This is a genomic window from Nostoc favosum CHAB5714, from assembly GCF_020829495.1.
Lineage (GTDB): Bacteria > Cyanobacteriota > Cyanobacteriia > Cyanobacteriales > Nostocaceae > Nostoc > Nostoc favosum.
On record NZ_JAIVFQ010000174.1, the window covers coordinates 1 to 8,180 of the forward strand.

At 39.2% G+C, this 8,180-nt stretch carries 9 protein-coding genes and 2 pseudogenes; all 11 read right to left on the bottom strand.

What is annotated here, in order from left to right; translation table 11 throughout:
• Positions 1-209, bottom strand: a pseudogene (locus tag LC586_RS38680) (thiamine biosynthesis protein ThiF); the annotation flags it as partial.
• Positions 197-793 (bottom strand): Mov34/MPN/PAD-1 family protein, encoded by a 597-nt coding sequence (locus tag LC586_RS38685; protein ID WP_229491106.1) that lies wholly within the window; start codon positions 791-793, stop codon positions 197-199. The pseudogene LC586_RS38680 and the gene LC586_RS38685, both read right to left, overlap by 13 nt.
• Before the next feature lie 2 nt (positions 794-795).
• Positions 796-1,518 carry a prokaryotic E2 ligase family D protein gene (locus LC586_RS38690; RefSeq protein ID WP_229491107.1) on the bottom strand — a complete coding sequence of 241 codons (723 nt, stop codon included), beginning with the start codon at positions 1,516-1,518 and terminating at the stop codon, positions 796-798.
• Positions 1,515-2,243 (bottom strand): hypothetical protein, encoded by a 729-nt coding sequence (locus LC586_RS38695; protein WP_229491108.1) that lies wholly within the window; start codon positions 2,241-2,243, stop codon positions 1,515-1,517. The genes LC586_RS38690 and LC586_RS38695 overlap by 4 nt, the downstream gene beginning before the upstream one ends.
• 43 nt (positions 2,244-2,286) lie before the next feature.
• Entirely contained in the window at positions 2,287-2,709 is a 423-nt protein-coding gene (locus LC586_RS38700; RefSeq protein ID WP_229491109.1) for a hypothetical protein, read from the bottom strand.
• A 5-nt stretch (positions 2,710-2,714) separates the two neighbouring features.
• Positions 2,715-3,209: a hypothetical protein gene (locus LC586_RS38705; protein WP_229491110.1), complete on the bottom strand. Its 495-nt coding sequence runs from the start codon at positions 3,207-3,209 to the stop codon at positions 2,715-2,717.
• Between the two features lie 2 nt (positions 3,210-3,211).
• The gene (locus LC586_RS38710) at positions 3,212-4,210 is read right to left on the bottom strand and encodes a bifunctional DNA primase/polymerase (RefSeq protein WP_229491111.1); all 999 of its coding nucleotides are present in this window, start codon (positions 4,208-4,210) and stop codon (positions 3,212-3,214) included.
• A 73-nt stretch (positions 4,211-4,283) separates the two neighbouring features.
• Positions 4,284-4,502 carry a hypothetical protein gene (locus tag LC586_RS38715; protein WP_229491112.1) on the bottom strand — a complete coding sequence of 73 codons (219 nt, stop codon included), beginning with the start codon at positions 4,500-4,502 and terminating at the stop codon, positions 4,284-4,286.
• A 29-nt stretch (positions 4,503-4,531) separates the two neighbouring features.
• Positions 4,532-5,278 carry a hypothetical protein gene (locus LC586_RS38720; RefSeq protein WP_229491113.1) on the bottom strand — a complete coding sequence of 249 codons (747 nt, stop codon included), beginning with the start codon at positions 5,276-5,278 and terminating at the stop codon, positions 4,532-4,534.
• A 101-nt stretch (positions 5,279-5,379) separates the two neighbouring features.
• Positions 5,380-8,082, bottom strand: a complete 2,703-nt coding sequence (locus tag LC586_RS38725; protein ID WP_306423351.1) for a DEAD/DEAH box helicase — start codon at positions 8,080-8,082, stop codon at positions 5,380-5,382.
• Positions 8,083-8,089: 7 nt separating this feature from the next.
• Positions 8,090-8,180: pseudogene (locus LC586_RS38730) on the bottom strand (IS5/IS1182 family transposase); the annotation flags it as partial.

Sequence of the window (8,180 nt, forward strand, 5' to 3'; positions counted from 1 at the left end):
CGGGTGATATTCTTAAGTTCGACAGTATCGCCATCGACGATCGTAAAATTAATCTCTTTCCCCGTGCGCTGGAGTTGCAGGATAATTCGACATAAGTCTTCTGCAAGAAACCCCCCTGTTCCTCCTGCTCCCACTAAGATGAAGTTGATACGGGTATGATTACGAGGTAAGACTGGTAAAGCTTGTTGGTAAGCAGTTAATTCGAGCATTTTACCTGTGGCGGAAGTTCAAATATTTGATTGGGGTTGATGTCGAAAAAGTGATTGTATATCCCGATGCGGGTGTATATTGTGGGAATGATATTCAGTGTGCCGATGATCGCGAACACTCGAAATTTGCCTTTTTCTTCTATATTGTCCGCACTTGAAGGGTAAGCAGCTAGAGTTCCATGACTGTGTATTTCCACTACCCCATCTGTATAGCTTTTATCAAGTGCGCTTTCTAAAGATAGGACGTGAGTAGAAGACGCAGTTTGCAGTGGCGTGTGACACCACCATTGGTTGTTTGTCACTCCCAAGTAGAATAGGATTTCCTGTTGGGGATTGATACTGGCAGCATTGATAATATCAGCGATTACAAGGCTTGGGACTTTTGGGACTTTCAGGCGAAAGTAGGGTTCAAGGGGTTGGAGTCCAGCAACTTGAGTTTGAGTCACTTGCAAGCAAACCTCTAATTCGCGGCGGTGCGATCGCAAGAAAAGCCCATTTGCTGCCAGCCAGTATTCCTGAAGTTTTTGACTGTACGGAGGAAAGTTATTACTTGTAGCGAGGTGATAACCTATAAAGGGATTCATAGTTAACTGAACAAATGATTGATAATGTCTTCTGGGGTTGTGACTTTCCAGCTATGAACGGAAACAAGGTCACTTGAAGGGTAGGATTTGGGTTTAGACTCGTGCAATTTGATTAGCTGGTTGCAGATATTGTCGGGATGAGTTTTTGATTTGCCTTGGGACAAGTCCTTATTAAAGGGTGATTTCCAGAACAACTCCCAGGTTTGGCTTATAGTTGCAGCACTGCACATACCGGGAGAATTTCCCCCAAAACAAATACTAGAGTCGTCCCAAACGTTAGGTAGAGGTGGCTTGTACAGTTGCGCGTCTGGTTTAAATACCCTCCCTTTAACTGCCCATAGGTAATATCTACTACCGTATCCAGCAAAGAGGAATGCAGGCATGGGGACAGTAATTACTTTCGTTTCCTGTCCCATAATTTGAATTTGATATTTTTGGGGAGAGTAAAACTGAATAATTGCCTCTCCCTCTGGATTTTTACCCCACCAAATCGTGTTGCTAGAAAGCCATCCAGATGTAGCAGTTTTACTTGTGAAGGCTTTCTCTACTGCTTCAGGGGAAATAAATTTGTACTTAGATTTTTTGCCTTCGTGTTCGACTAAAATAAACTGTCCTTTGAGGATAACTAACTGCGCTAGTAACTCATCTTGGGGAATATTCCCAAGCAGGATTTGCGATATACTTTCTAAGTTAATTATTGGTAATATGTTTGGATCTAAATTCATGCTTTTGATGATTGATTCCAAATTCTGACTGCTGCTTTCCGAGCATAAAGAGATGTTTCTAGCAAATGGTTAAGCTTATTTGATTTTTCCATCATCGAGACGGCTTCCTTCCACTTTTGACCGAGAAATATGATATTTTCATAAGTCCATTCCAGCCAATCGCTTGTTTCACACGTAACATATAGCCAGATATTTTCAGTCGAGTAATCTATAATTCGTATGGCTATATCTAAATATTGAAGATGACTTTTATAACGACGGCATAGCTTGACAAGTGTCTCGAAGTAAATTTCTTCTGCTAGAGCAATGTAATCAGGAGTAAAACCAAAATTTAGTTCCCATTGGCTTATATTGTACCCTTGCCCCATCAACGACAGTAGGAACTTTTCTGAGTATTCTAGTTCCTCGAAATATTCATACCACCATTCAACTCTTTGTGGCGAAACAAGAATACTATCATGTTCGCAACTAAACTCAATTTCATCGATATATTCTATTGGGAAGAGATTTTCATTTACCAGGTTAATAAATTCAATTTCTCTATCAAAGTAACCACTTGCTGGATGTGATTGTTTATCAATAGAAATGGTTGATTCTAGCCATTCTTCTGGGAATAATTTTTGATATAGACTTAAAAGATTTACTCGTTTGGAGAGATTTTCTAGGTAGATAATTGCTGTTAAACAAGTAATGGGTATTTTGAATGATTGTATGTTCGCAAGCATAATTAATCAGCCGCTATAACTTTTAGCGGCTATAAATTTGTTATTACAGTACGGGATATTTACTCGTGGCAGCAGGTTGATGCTTAAGGCTTCGAGTTACTTTTTCGATGTAGGTTTCCCAATTTTGACCGAGCTTGATAGCTTTTTCTATCTCAGGTTGTAGGGTAATTAAATTTTCGAGACTAATTTGATTTTTTATCTCCAGAAGCTTTATCTGCCACCCTAACTTTAGTGCAGGATTTATTTCTTCATAACTATTTTTCAATTCAGAGAATTGACTTCCCTTAGTACCTGCTTTTTTTACCAAACGAATTGAAACTGTATCATCAGTTGTTTGTCGTTCAATTTCGGCATTAGCATATTCTGGAAAGTAGACGCTAATGGCTGTTTTGAGAGTGTTGTCATCTTGGGCGATCGCCTCATCAAGAGGAATTTCTTGTCCTTCGATAATAGCAATGTACTTCATGGTAATTAAAATAGTGACAGTTGGTTGTTAGGCGCGGGTGTTTTCTCTTTATCTTCAGACAGGTTGCGCTTTTGTACTTGTCTTGATTGTTCCTGTCTATTCTGATGTATAGTCTGCTTTTCCATCCTTTGCTTGCAGATATCTAACATCTCTGGGAGAGATTTTTCTAAATCCTGTAGCAAGTTATTTATGACAGGATGAGATGTTATCTCAGTAAGGTTAATTATTTTGATAATTGGAGGTGCGCCTTTGATTCCAATTGAGACAATTACTCTTTCAGAATTTGGTATTAGTTGAATGGTTATTAAGGTGGTTTTTGTGTCAGAATTGCATAAATCTATCTCGGTAGATGAATCTTGGTTTATAACTTCAGTGTTTACTAATTCATCTAATGTTTCTTCTAAATCGCTATTCTCCTGAATATCAGGATTAAAATCTCTACTGCTATAACTGTCTTCAAGGTTAGTTACATTCTCGTCAGGTAATATTTGACTGCTCATAATTAAGAGAGATTGGCTAATCTAAATAAGGTGCGGATAGTAATACCTGTCTTGTTAAAAGACTGCCATTTGTAGGCGCATTCGCCTGATTTGTACTTAGGAGAAACTTGGCTCCAGGTGTCCCATGCTTTAAATAAAATGGGACTAACACTATGAAGTGCCATCCCGACTTGAATCCACGAGTGGTAATCATCTGCAAATCGAGGGTGTATGACTTCAAGTAGTACAAGTGCAGTCTGGATATTTGTCTCGATTGAGGGAATTAAATGAGCGTATCTGTCTACCCCATATCTGCGGTTATATTTTTCTTGGGGTAGGTTAAACTTTCTTGCTTTCTCCTGTTTGGCAAGCATCTGAGCAATTACCCAGTCGGGGGCTATTTCTATTTGGCGCTCAGATGGACTACATCCTGGAAGCCATCTGTAATTTCTGCCCTCTGGGTGAAAAGAAGGGGGAAGGATTGAGGCTAGGTTTTTGCCTCGAAACTCCAGGTGTTCGTCCTTCCCAGTTTTGATTTTGCGAGATTTTACCTCCCAAGCTTTTGAATTTGGGATGAGGTATAAGCGCTGGCTCCGATATTTCCTCCCAGAGGTAAATGCAATTGTGGGAGGAAGGTATTTTTGAGCGCGATCGTGTAACGACTCCGTAGGAACATCGGTTGCTTCGACGGGTATTATCTGGTTGAGTTCTTCTAGTTTTAAGTGTTCGTTAATTTGGATAATTTGTCGCCAAGAGGTTTCCCCGTCGCAGTCAATAGCTACTAAATATCCTTGGGGATGATTAGAACCGCATACCAAGGCTACACCAGTGGGGGTGATCAATCTGTTATTTGTCCAAACTTTTAGGCGGCGGCGGACAAGTTCGGCTTGTAGTTCTCTGGGAGAGTAAGTATTTTTTTCCCATTCTTTCCCTAGAGGACGTTTACCAAAGGTGGGGACGATTCGCCATTCTTCGGGTAAGTTGTCAAGCGAAGATACCAAATGACGGATTTGGGCGTGCATGAATTCATATAACTAGTTATTTGGATAATTCATGCACAGCTGCGTTAGTGACTGTGGTGGTTTGATATTATGATTACGGTGCTAACTGATAGCCGGCTTCAACTAGCTTGGCAAGGGTATTTTGGTCAAACGCCTTTATGCCAGATACAAATTGTTGCCACTGCTGCCATTTCTCCTTTGAGTAAGCATGATTGGGATCAAAGTTGCAGACTTCACAGAATTTATGAAAGTCAGCATTCCAATGAAACGTGCAAATGCCTGTTATTAAATAATTGATTTTTTGGTCGCTCATGAGTGATATTTTAGCTTATGATTTCTGTTTTAAGCCAACCTTTGGTTCAGAGCATTTTCGACTTGATAAGTCCCAAGAGTACAGTTTGTATTGAAGGGAAACGTAGGAAATTCAAGATAATTATTCATGGTTTTTGTTACCTTGCACAGTACCATTATCCCGTCCCTACCCTTTTTTTCTTGATTGTAATAGTAGCTGATAACTTCAAACTCATTATTACCAGCTTCAAATCTGCTTCCTGCATATTGGGAGATAGCCTTTTTCCAGTCTGGCTGCCAGAGCATGAGTGTATCTATTGCCATTGCTCTAACAACCGGGTTATCTAATTTAATCAGGATATCTGGTAAGTAATTGCATTGTTTGGCAATTACCTCTCGTGCGTAACTTATTAGCCAATACTCGGCTTCTTTTAAGAGAGCTTTTGATTCGAGATTTTGGCACACTTCATCGTAAACTTTAGACATTAAATATGCTCTTTGTTCAAAAACCATCCCATTAGTTCGTAATTTTAAGTCTGATGGATAATTAATCATCAAATCAGCAAGCTTGTCACTGATTTGAGGGAGAGTATATTTTTCATTCTCTTGCTCTTTTGGATGGGATATTTTTACTTCATATCCTAGATTGACAGCATGATTGATAATAAAATCGATACTATTAGACTCAACAAAATCTCCTAACTTAAAATCTGTTTCTAGGAGGAGATATGTTGGTGCATGGAGAATTTGAAACCGTTTAGGATTTTGATTAGAATCGGCTAATAGTTCGATGTACATTGCTTATTCTTACAAATTTTCATAAATCTTGTGCGTAAGCGATGTATGTGGTTTAATTACTGAAAAAGTAATCCTACCCATCTTGGGTAGGACTATCTTAATTATTGATTAATGGTTCTTGTTTGTGTAGGATTGATTATTTCCTCCAGTAGAGATAGCCCAACTGATTTAAACAGTGCTTTGTTATCATCAGGGCAGCGTTGAATTGTTGTACAAGATGAGCAGCCGTATTTGCAAGGGCAATTATCTACTAGAAACTTTGCCTTCATAAAAGCAGTTTCTAAATACTTGATGAGAGTATCGCACATACCTGTACCGTGTTCGCATGTATCGAAGAAATAGCCTACTATGTTATGATTTGATGGTACTTCGATTAACATGAAATCGATATCTCGACTGTTTGCTCCATGTTCGACAAGTGGTAAACTGAGCATGAGTTGGTGCGCGAGAGTATGAACGCAAATCTGAGTTTCATTGCTTTCAAATAGCTGTTTCTCTTCATTGGAAATATATTTCTGTTTGTTGAGTATCTCTTTTCGGAGATTTTTGACGATGGCTGAAAAATATTTTCTTGCATCAGCGTTAATTTCAACCCTAACGCAGAATGTATTGTAGTTAAGAGCAAATGCTTCCTTGTATTTATTTTCCTCCAAGAGTTCGACAAATTCTCGTTCAATAAGTTGGGTATTGCAAGCAGGACAAGTTTGTATGTGTCCGGGTAAATTTAAATTGAAGTTGCGACATCTGTTATTAGTGCAAGTCCATTTTTGTTCCAGCCTGTACAAGTTGTACCCGTAAATTTCTTCTTTGATTTTGGCTGAAACAGGTGTAAATCTAGCTGCCCCTTGGGAAAGATTGATAATTTTGGCTTCCCCTACAATTTTGATTTCCTCGAAATTTAGGCTTCCTTCGGGACGACTAAATAGGTTGGTTGCCTCAATTGATTTGAGAATTGCTTTCCCTTCGGTTAAATTTAGCTCTTGTGATTTATACTGTACGGGGTTGCCGTCAAAGTCTTGAGCAAGATATATAGCACCAGGGTAAACTTCTCGTAGTGCAGATGATGCTGAACTTTCCTCAAACTCTTCTGCGCTATCTTGATTGATATAACTGATGTTTTGGTCAGTGTTACCTCTGAATTTAATTTTTGAGTGGACATAACCAAGGTTTCGATTAGTTGTCAGTCTTTGGTTATAACTGAAAATCAGTTGATTATTACCGATTAGCTGTCGTGCAATCGCATCGCCAGAAGTGCTAAAATGTTGGGTAATTTGAGCTTGTGTCGGCTTACTTTCTTTGCAACAGGCGAGAATGTGCTGCTCCAAAATTGTTTCATAATTGTGGTTAAAGTTGATAATTTCTGGAGGATCAGATAAGAGACGTTCCGGGTGATTGGCGTAGTAAGAATCCATAATCGACCTTTTCGACGGGATAAACACCAATAGCCCTGCTTCTTGCCTGCCTGCACGCCCCGCCCTTTGGCGAAAGGCAAGAATTGAGCCTGGGTAACTATGTACGATAGTTGCATCGATAGACCCGATATCCAGACCCGCTTCTAAAGCACTCGTGGATATAATGAACTTGACCTTCCCGCCCTGTATATCTGCAATAATTTTGTTACGCTGATTTGCCTTCATACTGCCATAAAATGCTGAGATGCTTTCTCCCAAGTGAGGCAGTTGCATCTCCACTAAAGCTTTACGAATGGCATTAGTTAAAACCTTTACCAGTTCTCTACTATCGCAGAAACAAATCCCGACTATTCCTTTACTTACGAGCATCGCTGCAACTTGGGCAGTTTGGTAAAGAGTATTGTTTCGTGCTTTGAGGCTAAGGAAAGTAATCTCCGAGCGTTTTGCTCCACTTTGGTCGATAATAGCAAGGTTGCTTTGTTCTACTCGATTGGATATCTTCTGGGCAATTTCGCTGCTGTTACTAATTGTTGCAGAAGCGAATATGTACTGCAATTTAGAAATATTATTGCTGGCAGATTCTATCATTAATTGAGTTCGCCGATTAAGTAGGGCAAAGTGTGAGCCGAATATGCCTTGATAGAAATGCGCTTCATCACAGACTATGATTGAGATTTTTCTGATTGTTTCTCTAAATCCCCACTTTGAGTCAAACTGATAGTTGTTTAGTTCGTGGTTCCATACATCAGGTGTAACGCATAAAATCGAGGGTTGATGGCTGTAAAGTTGTTTGCGCTCCTGGGGAGGAATATCACCATTGATATTGAGAATTTTAGGGCGAATTTCTTCATCTAGGTGACTAACAAACGAGCGGATTTTCTCTACCTGGTCAAATGCAAGTGCTTTTAAGTTAAAGAATACTAAAGCTGATTTACCTTTTAGGCACTCGTGAATGATTGGAATTAAAAAGGAGATACTTTTACCACTGCTGGTAGGAGTTTGGAGAATGATATCTTCCCCTTTTTTGTAAGCCTCCCATGCTTCGACTTGATGAGAATATAGTTGTGTAATTCCTGACTTATTTAAGGCAAGTTTAACTAGAGGGTGAATATCATCTGGTATGGGACAAAGTTTAGCTTCTTGAGCATGAATTATATCACAACTTTGTAGTTTTCCTGAGCCATCAAGAATAGCTGCTATTTCTTGGTACAGAATACTTTTACCTGTTGGTGCTTGGTTAAGAGGTAATAAATTACCGCTATTTACCTCCTGCTCCCAGTCAAAAATGATTTGATTTACACTTCCCTTTTTGAAGTAAAGATTTTTCTCGATGATAGCAGCGATATGGATAACACCATGTTCTTTAGAGGATGTTTTAAAAGTCAAAACCAGTCAAAAATCATGCCAATCGTCTGACCATGATACGAATCATCGCAATATAGATAAATGTCTCCGAGGTTTGGGGTAGTCTTTCATAATCTTTACTTAAA

Excerpts from the sequence above, each read along its gene's own strand:
- LC586_RS38700 (WP_229491109.1), bottom strand. The coding sequence starts at position 2,709 with ATGAAGTACATTGCTATTATCGAAGGACAAGAAATTCCTCTTGATGAG.
- LC586_RS38720 (WP_229491113.1), bottom strand. The coding sequence starts at position 5,278 with ATGTACATCGAACTATTAGCCGATTCTAATCAAAATCCTAAACGGTTT.
- LC586_RS38710 (WP_229491111.1), bottom strand. The coding sequence starts at position 4,210 with ATGCACGCCCAAATCCGTCATTTGGTATCTTCGCTTGACAACTTACCC.
- LC586_RS38705 (WP_229491110.1), bottom strand. The coding sequence starts at position 3,209 with ATGAGCAGTCAAATATTACCTGACGAGAATGTAACTAACCTTGAAGAC.
- LC586_RS38690 (WP_229491107.1), bottom strand. The coding sequence starts at position 1,518 with ATGAATTTAGATCCAAACATATTACCAATAATTAACTTAGAAAGTATA.
- LC586_RS38715 (WP_229491112.1), bottom strand. The coding sequence starts at position 4,502 with ATGAGCGACCAAAAAATCAATTATTTAATAACAGGCATTTGCACGTTT.
- LC586_RS38685 (WP_229491106.1), bottom strand. The coding sequence starts at position 793 with ATGAATCCCTTTATAGGTTATCACCTCGCTACAAGTAATAACTTTCCT.
- LC586_RS38695 (WP_229491108.1), bottom strand. The coding sequence starts at position 2,243 with ATGCTTGCGAACATACAATCATTCAAAATACCCATTACTTGTTTAACA.